Below are 19,904 nucleotides of genomic sequence, written 5' to 3' on the forward strand. Positions count from 1 at the left end.
GGTCAGCCCGCGGCGGCCGCGGCCGTCCGGAGGTCGGCGACGAGGGCGGCGTAGGCGTCGTCGTAGCCGGGCTCGCCCTGCATCCGGAGGACCGCGGAGGGGTGCGCGGTCAGCAGCGCCTTCGCGGGCGAGTCCGGGATCGCGCCCTCGAGCACCGTCCCGCGCTCCGCGCCGATCCGGACCGGTCGCCCGAACACGGACCGGCCCGCGGTCGCACCGAGCGCCACGACGATGCCGGGCGACAGCTGCCCGAACTCCGCGTGCAGCCACGGGTGGCACGCCGTGATGTGGTGCACCTCCGGCGTCTTGTGGATCCGCCGCGTGCCTCGCTGCTCGAACCGGAAGTGCTTCACCGCGTTGGTCCGGTAGACGGCGGCCGGGTCGATGCCGGCGTCGCGGATCGCCCGGACGAGCAGCTGACCGGCCGGCCCGACGAACGGCAGCCCGCGCCGGTCCTCCTGGTCCCCCGGCTGCTCGCCGACGAGCACGATGGAGGCCGACGGCGGTCCCGCGGAGAACACGACCTGGGACGCCGGCTCCCAGAGCTCGCAGCCGCGGCAGCCCGCGGCGGCGGCCCGGAGCGCGTCGATCGGCGCGCCCTCCGGGACGAACGGGGCGGCACCGGCGTCGTCGCTCACCCGCCGGACGCTACCGCCCCTCCCTCCGACCCGACTCTTCGTTCTGGAGGACGACACGTCCTCCAGAACGAGGAGTCGCGGTTGCGGGAGTCGAACAGGTGTTCGATGATGAGGGAGTGGGATACAGCAACCCGCCGATCCCGTGGTCGGAGTTCGAGCGCCGGCTCAGCGACGCGCGACGCCCGGGCGGCCCCGAGGCGGACGGCGACGGCGGCGACTCCCCCGCCTGGTCCCACAAGCGGCACCCCTACCGGCCCCCGGTCCCGGCGCCGCCGAAGGAGCCGGATCCGGACGCGGTGCCGTACGCGGAGCTGCACGCGCACTCGAACTTCAGCTTCCTCGACGGCGCCTCCGGCCCCGAGGAGCTGCTCGAGGAGGCGGCCTCCCTCGGCCTCCACGCCCTCGCGATCACCGACCACGACGGCTTCTACGGCTCGGTGCGCATGGCGGAGGCCGCCGACCAGCACCCCGTCCACACCGTCTTCGGCGCCGAGCTCTCGCTCGGGCTCGGCGCTCCGCAGCAGGGCGTGCCGGACCCGGAGGGCTCCCACCTCCTGCTCCTCGCCCGCGGCTCGGACGGCTACCACGCGATATCGGGCCTGATCACCGAGGCGCAGCTCGCTGCGCAGGCGGAGAAGGGGCGACCGGAGTACGACGAGGCGCAGATCGCGGAGCGGCTCGCCGGGCGCGTGATCGCACTCACGGGGTGCCGCAAGGGTCGCGTCCGGCAGGCGCTGCTCACGCCGACCGGGCTCGACGAGGCCGCGGCGGCCCGGGAGCTCGACCGGCTCGTCGACGTCTTCGGGCGCGACGGCACGGTGGTGGAGCTGTTCGACACCGGTGACCCGCTCGACGGCCCCGCGAACGACGCGCTGCACGCCCTCGCGCAGCACCGGCGCCTCCGCGTCGTCGCGACGTCGAACGCGCACGCCGCCTCCCCCGACCGCCGCCGCCTGGCGACCGCGCTCGCGGCCGTGCGGGCCAGGCGGAGCCTCGACGAGATGGACGGCTGGCTCCCCGCGTCCGTCAGCCACCTGCGGAGCGGCGCCGAGCAGCGCGACCGCTTCGCCCGCTGGCCGGGTGCCGTCGAGACGACCGTCGAGATCGCGGACGAGACGCGGTTCGTCCTCCGCAGCCTGAAGCCCGGCCTGCCGAAGCTGCAGGTGCCGGAGGGGCACACCCCGATGACGTGGCTGCGGCGGCTCGTCCACGACGCGATCCCGGTGAAGTACCCGAAGGCGACCGCCGCACACCTCGCGCGCATCGAGCGGGAGCTCGCGGTGATCGAGGAGAAGGACTTCCCCGGCTACTTCCTCATCGTGCACGGGATCGTCTCGTACGCGAAGTCGCAGGGCATCCTCTGCCAGGGCCGCGGCTCGGCCGCGAACTCCGCCGTCTGCTACCTGCTCGGCATCACCGCGATCGACTCGATCTTCTTCGACCTGCCGTTCGAGCGCTTCCTCTCCGCCCTCCGCGACGAGGAGCCGGACATCGACGTCGACTTCGACTCCGACCGGCGGGAGGAGGTGATCCAGCACGTCTACCGGCTGTACGGGCGGCGGAACGCGGCGCAGGTCGCGAACGTGATCACCTACCGGCCGAAGAACGCGGTGCGCGACATGGCGAAGGCGCTCGGCGCCTCCACCGGGCAGCAGGACGCGTGGAGCCGGCAGGTCGAGCGCTGGGGCGCGGTCACCGAGAGCACCGACCACGACATCCCCGGCCCGGTCGTCGACCTCGCGGAGCAGCTGCTGAAGGCGCCGCGGCACCTCGGCATCCACTCGGGCGGGATGGTGCTGACCGACCGGCCCGTCGGCGAGGTCGTGCCGATCGAGCACGCGCGGATGGAGGACCGCACGGTCCTCCAGTGGGACAAGGACGACTGCGCCTACATGGGGCTCGTGAAGTTCGACCTGCTCGGGCTCGGCATGCTCGCCGCGCTGCAGTACGCGTTCGACCTCGCCGCGGAGCACACCGGCGAGCGGTGGACGCTCGAGACGATCCCGAAGGAGGAGCAGGGCGTCTACGACCAGCTCTGCCGCGCCGACGCGATCGGGGTGTTCCAGGTCGAGTCGCGGGCGCAGCTCGGGCTGCTGCCCCGGTTCCTGCCGCGGCGGTTCTACGATCTCGCGATCGAGGTCGCGCTGATCCGCCCCGGGCCGATCCAGGGCGGCGCGGTGCACCCGATCGTCCGGCGGCGCCGCGGGGACGAGCCGGTCTCCTACCTCCACCCGCTGCTCGAGCCGGTGCTCTCCCGCACGCTCGGGGTGCCGATCTTCCAGGAGCAGCTGATGCAGATCGCGATGGCGGTCGGCGGCTGCTCCGGCGAGGACGCGGACCTGCTGCGCCGGGCGATGGGATCGAAGCGCGGGATCGAGAAGATCGAGTCGCTGAAGGGGAAGCTCTACGCCGGGATGACCGGCAACGGGATCACCGGCGCGGTCGCGGACGAGATCTACACGAAGATCCAGGCGTTCGCGAGCTTCGGCTTCGCGGAGAGCCACTCGCTGTCGTTCGCGCTGCTCGTCTACGCGTCCTCGTGGATGCGGCTGCACTACCCGGGCGTGTTCCTCGCGTCGCTGCTGCGGGCGCAGCCGATGGGGTTCTACTCCCCCGCCTCCCTCACCGCCGACGCCAGGCGGCACGGCGTGGTCGTGCGGCGGCCGGACATCAACCGCTCCGGTGTCGACGCCGGGATGGAGCCGATCCGCGGCACGACCCCCGGCGGCATGCGGAGCTGCCTCGACCCGGAGCAGCCGCCGGTCGAGCCGGACTTCGACCACGTCGCGCCCGCGCGGGACGCCGAGCACCGGCGCGACGGCGCGCTCGCCGTGCGGCTCGGGCTCGCCGGCATCACCGGGATCGGGGCGAAGCTGGCGCAGCGGATCGTCGCCGAGCGGACCGCGCACGGCGAGTACCGGGACCAGCGCGACCTGGCGAGGCGGGTCGGGCTGTCGGCGCAGCAGCTCGAGGCGCTCGCGACCGCCGGCGTCTTCGAGGGGTTCGGGATGACGGTGCGGGAGGCGCTCTGGGCGGCGGGCGCCGCCGCGGAGGAGCGGCCGGACACCCTCCCGCACACCTCGATCGTCGTGCAGCCGCCGCTGCTGCCGGAGACGAGCGGGATGGACCGGGTCGCCGCGGACCTGTGGGCGACGGGGATCTCGGTCGACGACCATCCCGTCGCGCACGTCCGCGCCGAGCTCGCGGAGCGGGGCGTGCTGAGCTCCGCGGCGCTGCACCGCGCGGAGTCGGGCAGACGCGTCGAGATCGGCGGGGTCGTCACCCACCGCCAGCGGCCCGCGACCGCATCCGGGATCACGTTCCTCAACCTCGAGGACGAGACCGGGATGGTGAACGTGATCGCCTCCGTCGGCGTCTGGCAGCGGTACCGGCGCGTGGCGCGGGAGGCGCCGGCGATGATCGTGCGCGGCATCCTCGAGCGGTCGGCGGAGGGCGTGGTCAACGTCGTCGCGGACCGCTTCGAGCGCCTCCCGATCGGCGCGAAGCACGTCAGCCGCGACTTCCGGTAGGCATGGCGGATGGAGATCCGGGAGGCGACGCCCGCCGACGCCGAGGCGATCGGTCGCATGCACTGGGCGTCCTGGCGCGAGGCCTACGCGCCGCTGCTGCCGGAGGGGTTCTTCACCCCGGAGGGGGAGGCGAGGCGCGTCGAGCAGTGGCGGCGCATCCTCGCGGGGCCCGCCTCCCCCGACGTCGTGCTGCGGATCGCCGAGCGGGACGGCTCGGTGGTGGGGCACGCCTCCGCGGGCCCGGCCCGGCCGAACGACACCGCGGGCGCTCCCGTCCGCGAGCGCGAGCTGTGGTCGATCTACGTGCTTGCCTCCGAGTACGGCACCGGTCTCGCCGACCGCCTGCTCACCGCGGTCCTCCCGGACGACGTGCCGGCCGAGCTCTGGGTGTTCGAGGCGAACCCGCGCGCGATCGCCTTCTACGCGAAGCACGGCTTCCGACCGGACGGCGCCCGGCACGTCTTCGGCCCGGAACTGAACGGCCAGCCCGAGATCCGCCTCGTCCGCTGACGCACTCGTCGTCTTGCAGGAGTCCGACTCCTACGAAACGAAGCGTGCGTCAGCCGGCGATCGCGTCGAGCCGCGCGACCTCCTCCGCGGGGAGCTCGAGACCCGCGCCCGCCACGTTCTCACGGAGGTGCGCGACCGAGGACGTGCCCGGGATGAGCAGCAGGTTCGGCGAGCGCTGCAGCAGCCACGCCTGCGCGACCTGCATCGGGGTGGCGCCCAGCCGGGCGGCGACCGCGTCGAGCGTCCCGGACTGCAGGGGGCTGAAGCCGCCGAGCGGGAAGTACGGCACGTAGGCGATGCCGTCGTCGGTGAGCCGGCGGATCAGGTCGTCGTCGCCGCGGTTGGCGAGGTTGTAGAAGTTCTGCACCTCCACGATCTCGGTGATCGACCGCGCCTCCGCGACCTGCTGCGCGTCGACGGTGCTCACGCCCACGTGGCGCACGAGGCCCTGCTGCTGCAGCTCGGCGACCGCCTCCACCTCCGGCGCGATGGTGCCCGGCACCGCGCTGTGCGCGTCCTCGCCGCCGCCGACCCGCACGTTCACGACGTCGAGCACGTCGACCCCGAGGGTCCGGAGATCGTCGTGCACCTGGGCCTGCAGGTCCTCCGGCTCGCGCCGCGGGATCCAGGCGCCGCGGTCGTCGCGCCGCGACCCGACCTTCGTCACGATCACGAGGTCGTCCGGGTACGGCGCGAGCGCCTCCCGGATCAGCTCGTTGGCGACGTACGGGCCGTAGAAGCCGGCCGTGTCGATGTGGCGGATCCCGAGCTCGACCGCGGTGCGCAGGACGGCGATCGCCTCGTCGTGATCCCGCGGCGGCCCGAAGACGCCGCGGCCGGGCAGCTGCATGGCCCCGAATCCCACGCGCGGCACCTCGCGGTCGCCGAGCCGGTAGGTGCCGCCGGGAAGAGTGTTCGTCATCGTCATGCCCCCACCCTGCGCCTCGCACGCCGGGGGCGGCAGCACCCCCGCGTCCCTGGGACCGCGGGGACCAGGATGCGGCGGCGGGTCCGGCCCTACCGTGGCGGCATGAGCGATCCGCGCCTCCTCGGCGACTACCTCCGCGCCCGCCGCGCGCAGGTGCGGCCGGAGGACGCTGGCGTCGTCGTGACCGGCGTCCGCCGCACTCCGGGTCTTCGACGGGAGGAGGTCGCGACGCTGGCGGGGATCAGCGCCGACTACTACCTCCGCCTCGAGCAGGGCCGCGATCGCAACCCGAGCGCGCAGGTGCTCGACGCGCTCGCCCGCGTGCTGCGACTGGACGCGACCGCGCGGGCGCACCTCCACGAGCTCGCGGCAGGCCCGGCGCCCGCCCGTGCGCGGCTGCGGCGCGAGACCGTGCCGACCGGCGTCGCGATGCTGCTCACCTCGATCGGGCTGCCGGCCTTCGTCGAGAACCGGCGCTTCGACGTGCTGGTGGCGAACCCGCTCGCCGAAGCGCTGTCGACGGGGATGCGCCCGGGCGCGAACCGGCTGCGCTCCTTCGTGCTCGACGAGCGGGAGCACGCGCTCTGGACGGACTGGGAGGCGGCCCTCGAGGGCCTGGTTGCCGGGTTCCGCACGTCGATCGGAGCGGGCGAGGGCGACCCGGCGGTGGCCCGGCTGGTCGGCGAGCTCTCGCTCGCCAGCGAGCCCTTCAGGCGCGCGTGGGCCCGGCACGACGTGCGGCCGCTCGCCGGCGCCGCGAGCCGCCTGCGCCATCCGCAGGTCGGCGACCTCGAGCTGCGGCGCGAGAAGCTCCCGCTCGCCGACACGGACGGCCAGATCCTCGTCGTGTACCACGCGGAGCCCGGGTCGACGAGCGCCGAGCGGCTGGGCCTGCTCGGCTCGCTCGTCGCCGCGGATCAGATCCCGGAGGCGTTGAACAGGAGTCCGAGGAGGTAGGTCACCGCGGCGGCGCCCCAGCCGATCGCGAGCTGCCGGAGGGCGCGCAGCAGCATCGGCGCGCCGGAGAGCAGCCCCACGACGGCGCCGGAGGCGAGGAGGGCGAGGCCGACCAGCCCGGCGGCGAGCACGACGGCGAGCAGCCCGGTCGCGCCGAAGAGGTAGGGCAGGATCGGCACGACGGCGCCCGCCGCGAAGAACCCGAAGCTCGAGAGCGCGACGCCGAACGGCGTGCCGACCGTCTCGACGTCCACGTCGTTCGCGGGCAGCCGCGGCGCCTCCCGCTCCCGGAGCAGCGCGTGCGCCGCGCGGGCCGCCTCCGCCTCGTCCATGCCGCGCGCCCGGAAGACGAGCGCGACCTCGTTCTCGTCGAAGTCGATGCGCGTGAGCGCGGCCGCGGACTCCTTCGACGGCGTCGACGCGGCGAGCAGCTCGCGCTGCGACGACACCGAGACGTACTCCCCGGCGCCCATCGACAGGGCGCCGGCGAGCAGGCCGGCGATGCCCGTCGCGAGCACGAGCGCGGGCTGCGCGCCCGCCGCACCGACGCCGAGCACGAGCGCGAGGTTCGAGACGAGGCCGTCGTTCGCGCCGAACACCGCCGCGCGGAAGGTGCCGGAGATGCGCGCGCGCCCGCGCATCGCGAGCGACCGGACGACCTCCTCGTGGATCCGCTCGTCCGCCGCCATCTGCGGCGTCGCGTCGGCCTCGGCCTCGTACGGCGAGCGCCCCTCCGCCCGCTGCAGCAGCGCGAGCACGAACACCGAGCCGAACCGCCGTGCGAGCAGGCCGAGGAACCGGGTGCGGAGGCTGACCGGCGTCGGCCGCTCCCCCGCCTCGCCCAGGAGCTCGAGCCAGTGCTGCTCGTGGCGCCCCTCGGCCTCCGCGAGCTCGAGCAGGATCTCCCGGTCGGGTCCCTTCCGGCGCGACGCGAGGTCGCGGTACACGGCGGCCTCGGCGCGCTCGTCGGCGAGGTAGCCGCGCCAGCGGCGCACCTGCTCGCGGGATCGGGTGGGGGCGGTCGTCATGCGTCCTCCGCATCGCCGAGCAGGGTCTCGAGCGGCGTCACGAGCCGCACGTGGAAGAAGCGGCGCGGGTTCTGCAGCACCGCGGGCACCGGCAGCGACCCGCGCTCGAGGTTCCCCTCGAAGCGCACGCCGACCGCGGTGTACTCCACGTCGTGGACGGTCGCGGGCGCGGCGCCGCCCGTGACCACCGCGAGGTGGAGGAGGTCGGGCTCCTCCGCGGAGAGCACCCCGACGACGACGCCGGTCACGAGCTCGTCCTCGAACGCCCTCAGCTGCTGCCGCCAGGCGGGCGTCACGCGGCCGCGGGCGTCGACGGCCGGGAGGCCGAGCAGTTCGTAGGTGCGCCACGGCTCGAGCGCCTCGACCCGGAGCACCCAGACGCCGTGCTCGAGGGTCGGCTCGGCCGGGGCCTCGCCGCCGGGCCAGACGTAGTCCAGGCCCTCCGGCGTCCCCGGGAACAGCGTCCGGTAGACGTCCGGGTCCTTCGCGATGAGCTTCGACCGGTGGCTCTCGTGCAGCAGCGGGTCGCCGACCCACGACGGCAGGAGGCCCTGCTGGGCGAGCCACCGCTCGGAGCGGCCCTCGACCTCGGGCGCGAACTCGAGCAGCTGGGGCGCGACCGCGTCCGCAAAGCCGCGCGCGGTCCACTCGCGGACCATCGCGAGCCCGTAGGCCGTCAGGGCGGGCACGTGGCCCCGCCACATGGCGACCGCGGGATGCCGCTGCCAGCCGTAGGTCGGGACGACCAGGGCCCGGAGGATCTGCAGGGTCTCGACGCGCTGCTTGCCGAGCCGCGGACCGTCGAGCACGTGCGCGCTGGCCTCGAACGACGGATACGGCAGGAACGTCTGCATCGCCCTCGAGCCTACGGGTTCGGGCTACTGCCCCTCGGCGCGTCCGGCCCGCCAGTAGCCCATGAAGGCGACGGAGCGGCGGTCGACGCCGAGCTCGCCGACGAGCATCCGCCGCAGCCCCTTGATCACCCCGGCCTCGCCCGCGAGCCACGCGTAGAACGGTCCCTCCGCCGCGGGGATCGCGCCGTCGCCGGGGACCTCCCAGAGCAGGCCGCCGTCGACGTCGACGTCCTCCGGGTCCTGGCCCGCGCGGACCGTGAGCAGCGCCTCGGCCGCCCGCCGGACGGCCGCGGTGAGCCGTTCGCCGTGCGGGCCGTCGCCGCGCTCGACCACCTCGACGGCGACGCCCGGGTGGGCGGGCAGCTGCGCGGCGTCCTCGCGGCGCGGCACCTCGACGACCGCCGCGCCGCGCACGGCGTCCGGGAGGTCCTGCAGGATCCGCACGATCGCCGGGAGGGCGGTCTCGTCGCCCGCGATCAGGACGCGGTCGCTCGTCGCGGGTCGACGGAAGTCGATGCCGCCGCCGGCGGAGGCCGCGTCGCGGTTCGGTCCGAGCAGCACCACCTCGTCGCCCTCGCGGCAGTCCACGGCGAAGCGGCCGGCCGGTCCGCAGGGCTCGTGGACGACGAGGTCGACGTCGACCTCCCGCGCCGCCTGCCGCACCGCGCGCGTCGTGTACGTGCGGATCACGGGGCGGCGGTCGTTCGGCAGCGCGCGCCAGGCGCCGTACCAGTCCGCCGAGAACAGGGCGTCGTCGACCGACCCGTCCGGCGCGGGCAGGATCAGCTTGATCCGCTGGTCGAGGCCGGGGTCGGCGAAGCGGTCGAGGGTCGGCCCGGTGAAGGTGATGCGGACGAAGCAGTCCGACAGCCGCTGCCGCCCCGCGACGCGGACGCGGTGCAGCAGGAACGGCGCGTCGACGGGCTGCTGGTCGGGCGCGGCGGTCCGGGTCGGCACGAAGGGCAGCCTAACCTCGGGTCCCGGGCCGCTTCGGGGCGGCGGTCAGCGTCCGATGCGCTTGCGGAGCAGCTCGATGCGCGCCTGCAGCTGCTCCGACGTCGCCTGCGCGACCGCCGGGCCGCCGCAGCTGCGCCGCAGCTCCGAGTGGATCGCGCCGTGCGGCGTGTTCGTCCGGTGCGACCAGAGCCCGACGAGGTCCTGCAGCTGCTGCCGCTGCTCCTTGAGGCGCTTGTGCATCGGGATGTCCGCGAGCCGCTGCTCCGCGGGCGTCGGCGCCGAGGGCGGCGCGGCCTTCTTCCCCCGCCGCTGCTGCTTCGCCTGGCGGTGGAGCAGCAGGTTGCGCACCTCCTCCGGTTCGAGCAGGCCGGGCAGCCCGAGGAAGTCGAGCTCCTCCTCGCTGCCGACCTCCGCCTCGAAGCCGAACTCGCCCCCGTCGTACAGCACGCGATCGAATGCCGCGTCGCTCGCGAGCGCCTGGAACGAGCCGTCGAGCGTCAGGTCCTTCGACGCCTTCTCGAGCCGGTTCGCCTCGTCCAGTGCGGCGTCGTCGAGGCCGCCCATGGGGTCGTCGCCCTCGCGCTCGTCCCGGTCGAGGGCGTGGTCGCGCTCCAGCTCGAGCTGCTCCGCGAGCTTCAGCAGGATCGGCACGTTCGGGAGGAACACGGAGGCGCTCTCGCCGCGCTTCCGCGCCCGCACGAAGCGGCCGATCGCCTGCGCGAAGAACAGCGGTGTGGAGGCGTTCGTCGCGTAGACGCCGACCGAGAGCCGAGGGACGTCGACGCCCTCCGAGACCATGCGGACGGCGACGAGCCAGCGGTCCGTGCCGGCGGAGAACTCGGAGATCCGGTCGCTCGACTCCTTCTCGTCCGACAGCACGACCGTCACCTTCTCGCCGGTGAGGGCCTTCAGCTGCTGGGCGTAGGCGCGGGCAGCGGTCTTGTTCGTGGCGATGACGAGGCCGCCGGCGTCCGGCACGCCCCGCCGCACCTCGGTGAGGCGCTGGTCGGCGGCGCGGAGGACGGCCGGGATCCACTCGCCCTCGGGCGCGAGCGCGGTCCGCCACGCCTGCGCCGTGATGTCCTTCGTGGTCGCCTCGCCGAGGCGGGCGCTCATCTCCTCCCCCGCGCTGGTGCGCCAGTGCATCGCGCCGGAGTAGACCATGAACAGCACCGGCCGGACGACGCCGTCCTCGAGCGCGCGGCGGTAGCCGTAGGAGAAGTCGGTGATCGAGGTGCGGATGCCGTGCTGATCCGGCGCGTACTCGACGAACGGGATCGGCGCGGTGTCGCTGCGGAACGGGGTGCCCGACAGGGAGAGCCGCCGGGTCGCGCCCGCGAACGCCTCCCGCATGCCGTCGCCCCAGGAGAGCGCGTCGCCGCCGTGGTGCACCTCGTCGAGGATGACGAGCGTGCGCGCGGACTCGGTCATCTTCTTGTGGACGGCGGGGTCCATGCCGATCTGCGCGTAGGAGAGCGCGGCGCCGTGCCAGTGCCGGCCGAGCCAGCCGTCGGCGTTCTTGAACAGCGGGTTCAGGTGGATGGCGACCCGCTCGGCCGCCTCCGCCCATTGGCGCTTCAGGTGGTCGGTCGGCGCGACGACCGTGACCTTGTCGACGGTGCCGCGGGCGAGCAGCTCCTTCGCGAGGCGCAGGGCGAACGTCGTCTTGCCGGCGCCCGGGGTCGCGGCGACGAGGAAGTCGCGGGGCTCGCGCTCGAAGTACGCGGCGAGCGCCTCCTCCTGCCAGCGCCGCAGGCGCGGACCGGTGCCCCACGGCGTCCGGTCGGGGAAGGCCGGGGGCAGCTGGGCGGCCTGGTGCGCACCGGGCGCGGCGTCGAAGAGGTGACCCGCATCCGGCGTCTGTGCGGGAGTGCTCATCGGGTGGACCACGCTAATCCGCCATCGGGCGACGCGCCGACGGCGCCCCGGCTCCGGGCGTTTCGCGACGGGCATGCGGCGCCGTGGGCCGGGAGCAGGATGGAGTGATGACGTTCCAGCGCTTCGTCGCGATCGGCGACTCGTTCACGGAGGGCTTCGGCGACCCGGATCCGCGCAGCCCCGGCGGGCTGCGGGGCTGGGCGGACCGGACCGCGGAGGTGCTCGCGACCCGGACCGACGACTTCGCCTACGCGAACCTCGCGATCCGCGGCCGGCTGCTCGGCAGGATCGTCGACGAGCAGATCGACCCGGCGGTCGCGCTGCAGCCGGACCTGATCACGATCTCCGCGGGCGGGAACGACGTGATCCGGCCCGGGACCGAGCCGGACGCGATCGCGGCCCGGCTCGACCCGGCGCTCGGCCGACTCGCCGCGACCGGGGCGACCGTCGTCCTCTTCACGGGCGTCGACGTCGCCTTCTCGCCGGTGTTCCGGCGGATCCGGGGCAAGGTCGCGATCTACAACGAGCTGCTGCGCGGCCTCGCTGCGAAGCACGGCGCGCTCGTCGCCGACCAGTGGTCGCTGAAGGCGATCCAGCGCGCCGACTTCTGGAGCGAGGACCGCCTGCATCTCAACGCCTTCGGTCACCACGAGGTCGCGCGGATGGTGCTCGACGTGCTGGGCGTCCCGAACGACCTGGCGCCGAGCAGTCCCGAGCCGCTCCCGCCGCGGTCCTGGCGCGAGGCGCGGGTGGAGGACCTCCACTGGACCCGCGAGCACCTGATCCCGTGGATCGGCCGCCGCATCCGGGGCGTCTCCTCGGGCGACACGATCGCGGCGAAGCGCCCCGGCTTCGATCGCGGTTAGCGGAGGGGGTGGGTCAGCCGCCACCACACGGGCGCGGCGAGCACGTCCCGGTCGAGCACGAGCGGGATCTCCACCCGCTGGCCGTCGACCGTGTAGACGACCTTCCCCACCTGCTCGCCCTTCTGGCCGCCGGTGATGTCCCGGACGCTCGCGGTCCGCACGACCTGCGCGCGGCTCCAGACCACGCGGCTGACCTCCTTGGCGGCGACGGCCCTCCCCACGCCGCCCCACCGGGTCTCATAGGTCGCGAACACCTGGCCCGGCTTCGCGAGCTCGAGGTCGTGGAACCCCGCGACGACGCTGTCGATCACCGCCGGCACGCGAGCGTCGAGGGTCGGGTGATCGACCGCCCCCAGGACGACGCCGACGATCCGCACGCTCCGGTCGCCGATGGTCCGCGTGGCGCTGAACAGCAGATTCGCGCCGGTGTCGTACGTGCCGGTCTTCAGGCCGTCGATGCCGTCGGTGCCGAGCAGCTCGTTCGTGTTCTGCAGCTCGCCGACGTTCGGTTCGTCCGCCGTCGCCATCCGCACCGTTGCGGCGAGCACGGGATTCGCGAGGGCGAGCCGGCCCAGGTCGACGAGGTCGGTCGGCGTGCTGCGGTCCTGCGAGGACAGCCCGTTGGTGTCGACGATCGTGGTGTCGTCGAGGTGGTGCTCCTCGAGGAAGGCGCGCGCCGCGGTGAGGAAGGCGGGGACGGAGCCGTATGCCCACACCGCGAGGGACTCCGCGTAGTTGTTCGCGGACGGGATCATCGTCGTCTCGATGGCGGCCCGCTGACTCAGCTTCCAGCCCGGCTGCACCGGCTGCCACGACCCGTTGTCCGCGATCACCTGGTTCAGGTAGCCGACGTCGCGCTGCCCGAGCGTGATCGTCGGGCCGTCCTCGCCGACCGCGAGCGGCTTCTTCTCGAGCACGACGAGCATCGTGATGACCTTCGTGATGCTCGCCATCTGCCGAGGCGCCTGCGGGCCCCGCTTCGCGAGCACGCCGGACATGCCGACGACCCCGACCGCGGAGGAGCCGAACGAGGGCAGCCGGATGGCGGCCGCACCGGTGTCCTGCTGGATCTGCTGAGCGACCTCCGCCCGCGCCTGCGGCACCGGAGCGACGATCGAGACCGGCACGCCGACCCCGATGAGGAGGATCAACGTCGCCGAGACGGCCGCGACGAACCGGCGGAGGCCGTAGCTGGGGCTCTCCTGTCGCGGCACCCCGCGAGTGTAGGAGTCGGCCGGCGCGCCCCTCGGACAGGGGGTGCGGGTGTCGGCGGATCGGTCCGCGTCAGCGCGGGCGGACCGCCCACACGGCGAGCGCGGCCGCTGCGGCCACGTTCAGGGAGTCGACGCCATGGGCCATCGGGATGCGCACGTGGCGGTCCGCCGAGGCGAGCGCCGCCCGGCTGAGCCCGTCGCCCTCCGTCCCGAGCACGAGCGCGAGCCGCTCCGGCGGATCGGCGGCGAGCACGTCGAGGTCCTCCGCGCGGTCCGAGAGCGCCAGCGCCGCGATCGTGAACCCCGCGTCGTGGAGCAGCGGCGCCGCCGCCCGCCACTCCGGGAGCCGCGTCCACGGCACCTGCAGGACCGTGCCCATGCTGACCCGCACGCTGCGGCGGTAGAGCGGGTCCGCGCACCGCGGGGTGACGAGCACGGCGTCCACCCCGAGGCCGGCCGCGCTGCGGAAGATCGCGCCGACGTTCGTGTGGTCGACGACGTCTTCGACGATGACCACCCGCCTCGCGTCCCGCAGCAGGTCGGCGGGGTCCGGCAGGTCCGGCCGGTGCATCGAGGCGAGGGCTCCGCGGTGCAGGTGGAACCCGGTCAGCTCCTCGAGCACCGCGTCGTCCCCGACGTGCACCGGCACGTCTGGGAACGGCTCGAGCAGCGGCTCCAGCTGCGGCAGCCACTCGGCCCGCGTCAGCACGGCCCGCGGCCGGTGCCCGGCGCGGATCGCCCGCTCGATGACCTTCGTGGACTCGGCGAGGTAGAGGCCGCCCTCCGGCTCGAGCAGCCGCCGCAGCGCGACGTCCGTGAGGCGCGTGAAGTCGCGCAGCGTCGGGTCCGCGAGGCCGTCCGCGGACAGCGGAAGGATCCGCATCGCCGTCCTCCCGTCCCCGATTACGCTTCCAGGCTATGGGTGGGGCGGCGGTCGGGGTCGCGGACGAGCCCGTCGCCGACCTGGTCGACCGGGCCGCGGAGCTGCTCACCGGCACCGTCGCGGTGCTCACCGGCGCCGGGATCAGCACGGACTCGGGCATCCCGGACTACCGCGGGGACGGGGCGCCGAAGCGCACGCCGATGACGATCCAGCAGTTCCTCGCCGGCGAGTCCTTCCGGCAGCGGTACTGGGCGGGCAGCTACCTCGGGTGGACGCGCTTCGTCGCGGCGCAGCCGAACGACGGCCATGCCGCGCTCGCCGACCTCGAGGCCGCCGGGCGCGTGCCCGGGGTCGTGACGCAGAACGTCGACGGCCTGCACGGCAAGGCCGGCTCCCGCCACGTGGTCGAGGTGCACGGCTCGGTGGACCGCGTCGTCTGCCTCGTCTGCGGCCAGCTGTTCGCCCGCTCCGCGATCGCGGAGCGCATCGAGGCGGACAACGCCTGGTTCGTCGGCGGCGACACCGCAGCGCTGAACCCGGACGGCGACGCGGACGTGGGCGACGTGTCGGCATTCGTCGTGCCCGACTGCACGGTCTGCGGCGGGACGCTGAAGCCGGAGGTCGTGTTCTTCGGCGAGTTCGTGCCGCGCGAGCGGTTCCAGGAGGCCGCCGCGCTGGTCCGCCGCGCGGACGCGCTCCTCGTCGTCGGTTCGTCCCTCGCGGTGAACAGCGGCATCCGCCTGCTCGAGCAGGCGCGCCGCCGCCACGTCCCGATCGTGATCCTGAACCGCGGCGCCACGAAGGGCGACCGCGTCGCGACGCTGAAGATCGACGCGGGCACGAGCGAGACCCTCACCGCACTCCGGGACCGCCTCCTCGCCTGAGGGCGGGCCCTTGCTCCCGCCCACCTCTCCCCCGCGCAGTGGTTTCGGCGTGGGCGCAGAGCGCCCGGCTCAACCACTGATTTCGGTGGTTGAGGTGCGAGCGTAGGGAGCCTCGAAACCACCCCGCACCCTCGGTACCGACCCGCACCGCCGCGCCTTCCGCAGAACGGAAAACACCTGACCCGAAACCGGTTGCAATGTCAGTGCCCCGTGCTCGAATACCCCCATGACCCGGACGGCGGAGGCACTCCTCGAGCAGGCGGACGCCTACGCCCGCCTCGCCGACGACGCCCTCCGGTTCGTCTCCGATCAGGCGCTGCTGGACCGGCTGTCCGCGGTCGCGACGCTCCGCCGGCTGGTCCAGGCGGAGGAGACCACGCTGGCCGGGGAGGTCGCCCGCCGTAGTGAGAACCGGGAGGAGTCCCTCGCCCGGAAGCAGGGTGCCTCCACCGCCGCCAACCTCGTGTCCCAGGTCACCGGGATGCCGCGCTCGACCGCGGCCACCGTGGTCGCATCGGGTGAAGCGTTCCGTGCGCGGGAGGCCATGACCGGCGAGACACTGCCGGCGACCTGCCCGCAGATCGCCGACGCCTTCGCCGCCGGTCTGCTCGACCCCGAGATCGCAGCGGCGATGCGGCGCACCCTCGCCGAATGCGCACCCGGCCTGGCCCCGTGGGAACTCGACGACCTCGAGCGCAAGCTCCTCGACACCGCCGCCGAAGGCTGGGCACCCAACGACCTGCTCCGCTGGCTCAAGCGCGTCCCCGAGCACGCCAACCCCGACGGCGGACGCCCCGACCGGGGCGAACCGACCCCGATTCCGACGGTGAAGCGGCGGGACCTGCGCAACGGGCTGGTCCGGTGGACCCTCGACCTCGACACCCTCACCGACGGATTCCTCAAGACCGCGGTCGAGGCCAACAGCCCCACCCGGCGCCCGATCCTCGTCACCCCGGACCAGGATCAGGCCGACCTGGCCACCGCGGACCGGCGGCCGGTGGAACAGCAGTGGGTCGACGGGATCCGCCTCCTCGCGAAGAAAGCGATCCAGGTCGACGACGGCCAGATCGCCGGCACCGCCGTCACCCTCCTCGTCACCATGACCGAAGAAGCCCTCCGCACCGGACTCGGCACCGCCGAACTGCCCGACTGCGGCACCCAGATCTCTGCCTCGGTCGCACGGATGCTCGCCGCGGACGCGGAGATCATCCCGGTCGTCCTCGGCGGGAAATCGCAGCCCCTGGACCTCGGGACCGGGCGCAGGTTCTTCACCGAAGCCCAACGGCGGGCGATGGCGGTCCGGGACGGCGGCTGCGCGGGTCCGGGCTGCGACGCCCCACCGTCCTGGTGCAACGGCGCGCACATCCGACCCGCCGGATACGGATCGACCTCGATCGACAACGGGGTACTGCTGTGTTGGCGGTGCCATGTGCTGCACGACGTACACGGGTGGCAGATCGACCGGGACGGTGACGACGGCAGGTGGTGGTGGACACCACCACCATGGGTCGACCCCACCGGACGACGGCGACCCGGCGGACGGATACCGCCGGTCGCGACATGACGTCTTCTAGGCTCGGTCTCGAGGCTCGCTCCGCTCGCACCTCGACCGGCGGAAGGCGGGGCAGTCGCCGGACGTTGCTACATTCCTCGGCACGATGGACGTGATCGAGGACGGGAGCGGGAGCTCATGAGCGACGAGATCGTCGTCGATCCCGCCTCCCCCGTCCCGCCGTTCGAGCAGGTGCGGGCGCAGCTCGCCGCGTCGATCCGCAGCGGCGACCTCGCGGCCGGCGAGCGCCTCCCGACCGTCCGCCGCCTCGCCGACGACCTCGGCCTCGCGGTCAACACCGTCGCGCGCGCCATCAAGGAGCTGGAGGCGGAGGGACTCGTCGAGACCCGCGGCCGCAACGGCACGGTCGTCAGCTGGTCCCCCGACGTCGACACCGCGGCGCTCGAGCAGGCCGCGGCGGCCTTCGCGGCCCGAGCCCGGAGCCTCGGCGTCGCGCCGCTCGACGCGCGTCGCCTCATCGATCGCGCGCTGGGCCTGCAGGCCTGAACCGGCCTCGACAGCGGCCCCAATAGGCTCGAGGATCATGACCGACCTCGTCCTCGTGCGCCACGGCGAGACCGAATGGAACCGCCTCGGCAAGGTGCAGGGCCGGACCGACATCCCGCTGAACGACACCGGCCGGGAGCAGGCGCGGGCGACAGCCGAGCGGCTGCAGGGGCAGGAGTTCGACGCCGTCGCCGCGAGCCCGCTCTCCCGCGCCGCGGAGACCGCGCAGATCATCGCCGACGGGCTCGGCATCGGGCCGGTCGAGCTCGTGGACGCCCTCGTCGAGCGGAACTACGGCGAGGCGGAGGGGATGACGGGGGCGGACATCGACGCGCGCTTCGGCGGCCGCCTCGAAGCCCAGGAGACGCGCGAGGAGACGGTCGAGCGGGCCAAGCCCGCCCTCATCGCCCTCGCCGACCGGCACCCGGGCCAGCGCGTGCTCGTCGTCTCCCACGGCGGCGTCATCGGCTCCCTCATCCGCGACGCGACCCGGTGGGTCTGGCCGGAGCGCGGCGAGCAGATCACGAACGGCTCGGACCACCGGTTCCGGGTCGTCGACGGCGAGCTCGAGCTGGTCGAGTTCGCCGGGCGTCCCTGGTCGGCGGACCTCCTGCCGCCGGAGGACGCGACCGTCCCGCGCGACTAGCGGTGCTCCGCCGCCACGCGCTCCAGCACCGGCAGGAGCCGCGCGGCGGACGCGTCCCAGCTGTACGTCGCGGCCTGCCGGAGCGAGGCGGCCGAGCGGGCGGCCCACTCCCCCGGCTCCTCGAGTCGGCGGACGGCGGCGGCGAACGCTGCGGCGTCGCCGGCCGGGGCGTAGAGCGCTGCGGCGCCGCCGACCTCGCGGAAGATCGGCACATCCGTCAGGACCACCGGCACCCCGCGCTGCATCGCCTCGACGACGGGCAGCCCGAAGCCCTCGTCCCGCGATGCGGTCACGAGCGCGGTCGCGCGGTCGAGCAACCGCGCGTACTCCGCATCGTCCACGCCGTCGTGGAAGACGAGCGTCGCGCCCGCGGCGACGCGTTCGAGCCGCTGCCGCTCCTCGGGCCGGATCCGGCTCGCGAGGTGCAGCGTCCAGCCGGGCAGCAGCGCCGCCGCGCGGACCAGCGTCGCCACGTCCTTGTAGCCGATGAACGCGCCCATGTAGACGATCGACCGCTCGCGCGGGCCGGGTGCCGCGGCGGCGAGGGGTTCGCCGTCGGCCGCGTTCGGCACGACCGTGACGCGACGCCGGGTGAGCCGGTGCTCCGCGATCTCGCCGGCGACGGTCTCCGAGACCGTGACGACCTCGTCCGCCCGGTTCAGCAGCAGCCGCTGCGGCAGGTAGCTCGCGTAGAGCAGCCGCCAGCCGAACCGCACCCACCAGGCGAACTCCGCGGGCGGCGTGCGGTGCCGGTAGTAGATGAGGTCGTGCAGCGTCAGCACGAGCCCGTAGCGGCGCCCGAGGGATCCGGAGGTCTGCAGCGGGCAGAACACGACGTCCGGCCGCAGGCGGTTCACCACGCGCGGGATGAGCGGCTCGAGCAGCGAGGTGGGCGGCCGAGTCCGCGCCCACGGCAGGTCGGGCAGCAGCTCGAGCTGGCGCTCGTCGTCGATCAGCATCGTGAGCGGGACGAGGCGCCCGAGACCGCCGGTGATGCCGGCGGTGTACCGGCTGATCCCGTCGTGCCGGCCGTCGCGCCGCACGTACCGGCAGTCGACGACGAGCCGCATGCCCTGGGGCGCCGGCGGGGTCACGCGACCCGGACGCCGGTGACGGAGGCGATCTGCTCCGCCGCCTCCCTCGGCTTCTCGTAGTGCACGAGGTGACCGACCTCGCGGAGCACCGCGAGCGTCGCGTCCGGCAGCAGGTCGGCGAGCTTCCGCACGTCGGCGAGCGTCGTGATGTCGTCGTGCTCGGCGGCGACGAGGTGCACCGGCAGGGTCAGCCGGTCCGCCCACTCGGTGATGTCGTGGTCGACGGAGGCGTGGAACGCCTCGACGACGACCCGGCGGTTCGCGTAGCCGGAGAAGTAGCGGTCGTGCTGGTTGTGGATCCACCGCCGCAGCGCCGGGTCCTTCGTCTTCGCGAGGAACGCGCCCGCCCCGCGGGTGATGACGCGGCTCTGCAGCAGGGCGTTCCCGACCCGCTCCGGCAGCGCGGCTCCGAGCCCGAAGTACAGGGAGGACAGCCGGGTGCCGAGCGCGTTCGGCCCCTCGAGCGCCGGCGACGCGATGGGGTTCAGGAGGACCGCGCGCGCGGCCGGGAAGCCGTCTGCGAGCGCCTTCGACGCGACGATCGTGCCGAACGAGTGCCCGACGACCACGACGTCGGACGGCAGTCCGACGGCCTCCGCGAACCGGCGGAGCCAGGCCGCGTACCCGTCGATCGAGTGCGGGCCGGGCAGCGGCGCGGAGGCCCCGAAGCCGGGCAGGTCGGGTGCGACGACGTGGACGCCGGGGAGGAAGGAGATCACCGGCTCGAGGCCGTGGTGGTCGCCGCGGAAGCCGTGGACGAGCAGCAGGGTGGGCCCGGATCCGGCCTCGCCGTACTCCCACCACGCGGCGGGCAGGCCGTCGACCTCCGTGTCGTGGCGGACGACCGGGGTCCGCGCGAGACCGGCGGCGTACGGGGAGGGCACGATTTGCATCGGGATGGAGTCTAGGAAGGTCGCCCAGGCCCGGCTCAATAGGATCGCGGCACCGCTCCCGCGCGCCGACCGAGAGGACCCCTCT

General features: G+C 74.2%; 18 protein-coding genes. 8 read left to right on the forward strand and 10 right to left on the reverse strand.

The window, feature by feature from the left end; all coding sequences use genetic code 11:
- Positions 1–2: 2 nt before the first annotated feature.
- Positions 3–638, reverse strand: a complete 636-nt coding sequence (locus tag CLV52_RS11215) for a UdgX family uracil-DNA binding protein (protein WP_133766418.1) — start codon at positions 636–638, stop codon at positions 3–5.
- A 116-nt stretch (positions 639–754) separates the two neighbouring features.
- Here CLV52_RS11215 and CLV52_RS11220 point away from each other — a divergent pair, with 116 nt between their 5' ends.
- Positions 755–4,168, forward strand: coding sequence for an error-prone DNA polymerase (locus CLV52_RS11220; protein ID WP_133766419.1), 3,414 nt, complete (start codon positions 755–757; stop codon positions 4,166–4,168).
- A gap of 9 nt (positions 4,169–4,177) precedes the next feature.
- Positions 4,178–4,678 carry a GNAT family N-acetyltransferase gene (locus tag CLV52_RS11225; protein ID WP_133766420.1) on the forward strand — a complete coding sequence of 167 codons (501 nt, stop codon included), beginning with the start codon at positions 4,178–4,180 and terminating at the stop codon, positions 4,676–4,678.
- A 49-nt stretch (positions 4,679–4,727) separates the two neighbouring features.
- Here the strand turns inward: CLV52_RS11225 and CLV52_RS11230 are convergent, their stop codons facing one another.
- Positions 4,728–5,600 carry an oxidoreductase gene (locus tag CLV52_RS11230; RefSeq protein WP_133766801.1) on the reverse strand — a complete coding sequence of 291 codons (873 nt, stop codon included), beginning with the start codon at positions 5,598–5,600 and terminating at the stop codon, positions 4,728–4,730.
- A 108-nt stretch (positions 5,601–5,708) separates the two neighbouring features.
- Here CLV52_RS11230 and CLV52_RS11235 point away from each other — a divergent pair, with 108 nt between their 5' ends.
- Positions 5,709–6,563: a helix-turn-helix domain-containing protein gene (locus tag CLV52_RS11235; RefSeq protein ID WP_133766421.1), complete on the forward strand. Its 855-nt coding sequence runs from the start codon at positions 5,709–5,711 to the stop codon at positions 6,561–6,563.
- Here the strand turns inward: CLV52_RS11235 and CLV52_RS11240 are convergent.
- From CLV52_RS11240 to CLV52_RS11255, 4 genes are read right to left on the reverse strand one after another with little or no spacing between them, the layout of a single operon-like run.
- Positions 6,524–7,591: a VIT1/CCC1 transporter family protein gene (locus tag CLV52_RS11240; protein ID WP_133766422.1), complete on the reverse strand. Its 1,068-nt coding sequence runs from the start codon at positions 7,589–7,591 to the stop codon at positions 6,524–6,526. The genes CLV52_RS11235 and CLV52_RS11240 overlap by 40 nt on opposite strands.
- On the reverse strand, positions 7,588–8,445 hold the full coding sequence (locus tag CLV52_RS11245; RefSeq protein ID WP_133766423.1) for an MSMEG_6728 family protein: 858 nt from the start codon (positions 8,443–8,445) through the stop codon (positions 7,588–7,590). Before CLV52_RS11245 ends, CLV52_RS11240 begins: the two co-directional genes overlap by 4 nt.
- A gap of 24 nt (positions 8,446–8,469) precedes the next feature.
- On the reverse strand, positions 8,470–9,402 hold the full coding sequence (locus CLV52_RS11250) for a siderophore-interacting protein (RefSeq protein WP_133766424.1): 933 nt from the start codon (positions 9,400–9,402) through the stop codon (positions 8,470–8,472).
- Between the two features lie 45 nt (positions 9,403–9,447).
- Entirely contained in the window at positions 9,448–11,280 is a 1,833-nt protein-coding gene (locus tag CLV52_RS11255; protein ID WP_133766425.1) for a DEAD/DEAH box helicase, read from the reverse strand.
- 107 nt (positions 11,281–11,387) lie between these two features.
- On the opposite strand from CLV52_RS11255, the gene CLV52_RS11260 reads away from it, so the two are divergent.
- Entirely contained in the window at positions 11,388–12,146 is a 759-nt protein-coding gene (locus CLV52_RS11260; protein ID WP_133766426.1) for an SGNH/GDSL hydrolase family protein, read from the forward strand.
- Here the strand turns inward: CLV52_RS11260 and CLV52_RS11265 are convergent.
- Both CLV52_RS11265 and CLV52_RS11270 read right to left on the reverse strand, forming a co-directional pair.
- Positions 12,143–13,360: a D-alanyl-D-alanine carboxypeptidase family protein gene (locus CLV52_RS11265; protein WP_133766427.1), complete on the reverse strand. Its 1,218-nt coding sequence runs from the start codon at positions 13,358–13,360 to the stop codon at positions 12,143–12,145. The genes CLV52_RS11260 and CLV52_RS11265 overlap by 4 nt on opposite strands.
- Positions 13,361–13,430: 70 nt before the next feature.
- Positions 13,431–14,243: a TrmH family RNA methyltransferase gene (locus tag CLV52_RS11270; RefSeq protein ID WP_133766428.1), complete on the reverse strand. Its 813-nt coding sequence runs from the start codon at positions 14,241–14,243 to the stop codon at positions 13,431–13,433.
- 35 nt (positions 14,244–14,278) lie between these two features.
- Here CLV52_RS11270 and CLV52_RS11275 point away from each other — a divergent pair, with 35 nt between their 5' ends.
- From CLV52_RS11275 to CLV52_RS11290, 4 genes are all read left to right on the forward strand, one after another.
- Positions 14,279–15,127 (forward strand): NAD-dependent protein deacetylase, encoded by an 849-nt coding sequence (locus CLV52_RS11275; protein ID WP_133766429.1) that lies wholly within the window; start codon positions 14,279–14,281, stop codon positions 15,125–15,127.
- 226 nt (positions 15,128–15,353) lie between these two features.
- The gene (locus CLV52_RS11280; protein WP_133766430.1) at positions 15,354–16,691 is read left to right on the forward strand and encodes an HNH endonuclease signature motif containing protein; all 1,338 of its coding nucleotides are present in this window, start codon (positions 15,354–15,356) and stop codon (positions 16,689–16,691) included.
- Between the two features lie 126 nt (positions 16,692–16,817).
- Entirely contained in the window at positions 16,818–17,186 is a 369-nt protein-coding gene (locus tag CLV52_RS11285) for a GntR family transcriptional regulator (RefSeq protein ID WP_133766431.1), read from the forward strand.
- 37 nt (positions 17,187–17,223) lie between these two features.
- Complete coding sequence (locus CLV52_RS11290; RefSeq protein ID WP_133766432.1) at positions 17,224–17,832, forward strand: histidine phosphatase family protein; 609 nt, start codon at positions 17,224–17,226, stop codon at positions 17,830–17,832.
- Here the strand turns inward: CLV52_RS11290 and CLV52_RS11295 are convergent.
- Positions 17,829–18,902 (reverse strand): glycosyltransferase family 4 protein, encoded by a 1,074-nt coding sequence (locus CLV52_RS11295; protein ID WP_133766802.1) that lies wholly within the window; start codon positions 18,900–18,902, stop codon positions 17,829–17,831. The two genes, CLV52_RS11290 and CLV52_RS11295, sit on opposite strands and share 4 nt — an antisense overlap.
- 20 nt (positions 18,903–18,922) lie before the next feature.
- Positions 18,923–19,819, reverse strand: coding sequence for an alpha/beta fold hydrolase (locus tag CLV52_RS11300; RefSeq protein WP_133766433.1), 897 nt, complete (start codon positions 19,817–19,819; stop codon positions 18,923–18,925).
- Positions 19,820–19,904 lie beyond the last annotated feature (85 nt).

The organism is Amnibacterium kyonggiense, assembly GCF_004364555.1.
Taxonomy (GTDB): Bacteria; Actinomycetota; Actinomycetes; order Actinomycetales; family Microbacteriaceae; genus Amnibacterium; species Amnibacterium kyonggiense.

Bases quoted from the DNA above. Each gene is read 5' to 3' on its own strand.
- CLV52_RS11225 (WP_133766420.1), top strand. From the start codon at position 4,178: ATGGAGATCCGGGAGGCGACGCCCGCCGACGCCGAGGCGATCGGTCGC.
- CLV52_RS11230 (WP_133766801.1), bottom strand. From the start codon at position 5,600: ATGACGAACACTCTTCCCGGCGGCACCTACCGGCTCGGCGACCGCGAG.
- CLV52_RS11235 (WP_133766421.1), top strand. From the start codon at position 5,709: ATGAGCGATCCGCGCCTCCTCGGCGACTACCTCCGCGCCCGCCGCGCG.
- CLV52_RS11240 (WP_133766422.1), bottom strand. From the start codon at position 7,591: ATGACGACCGCCCCCACCCGATCCCGCGAGCAGGTGCGCCGCTGGCGC.
- CLV52_RS11245 (WP_133766423.1), bottom strand. From the start codon at position 8,445: ATGCAGACGTTCCTGCCGTATCCGTCGTTCGAGGCCAGCGCGCACGTG.
- CLV52_RS11255 (WP_133766425.1), bottom strand. From the start codon at position 11,280: ATGAGCACTCCCGCACAGACGCCGGATGCGGGTCACCTCTTCGACGCC.
- CLV52_RS11260 (WP_133766426.1), top strand. From the start codon at position 11,388: ATGACGTTCCAGCGCTTCGTCGCGATCGGCGACTCGTTCACGGAGGGC.
- CLV52_RS11270 (WP_133766428.1), bottom strand. From the start codon at position 14,243: ATGCGGATCCTTCCGCTGTCCGCGGACGGCCTCGCGGACCCGACGCTG.
- CLV52_RS11275 (WP_133766429.1), top strand. From the start codon at position 14,279: ATGGGTGGGGCGGCGGTCGGGGTCGCGGACGAGCCCGTCGCCGACCTG.
- CLV52_RS11280 (WP_133766430.1), top strand. From the start codon at position 15,354: ATGACCCGGACGGCGGAGGCACTCCTCGAGCAGGCGGACGCCTACGCC.
- CLV52_RS11285 (WP_133766431.1), top strand. From the start codon at position 16,818: ATGAGCGACGAGATCGTCGTCGATCCCGCCTCCCCCGTCCCGCCGTTC.
- CLV52_RS11290 (WP_133766432.1), top strand. From the start codon at position 17,224: ATGACCGACCTCGTCCTCGTGCGCCACGGCGAGACCGAATGGAACCGC.
- CLV52_RS11295 (WP_133766802.1), bottom strand. From the start codon at position 18,902: ATGCGGCTCGTCGTCGACTGCCGGTACGTGCGGCGCGACGGCCGGCAC.
- CLV52_RS11300 (WP_133766433.1), bottom strand. From the start codon at position 19,819: ATGCAAATCGTGCCCTCCCCGTACGCCGCCGGTCTCGCGCGGACCCCG.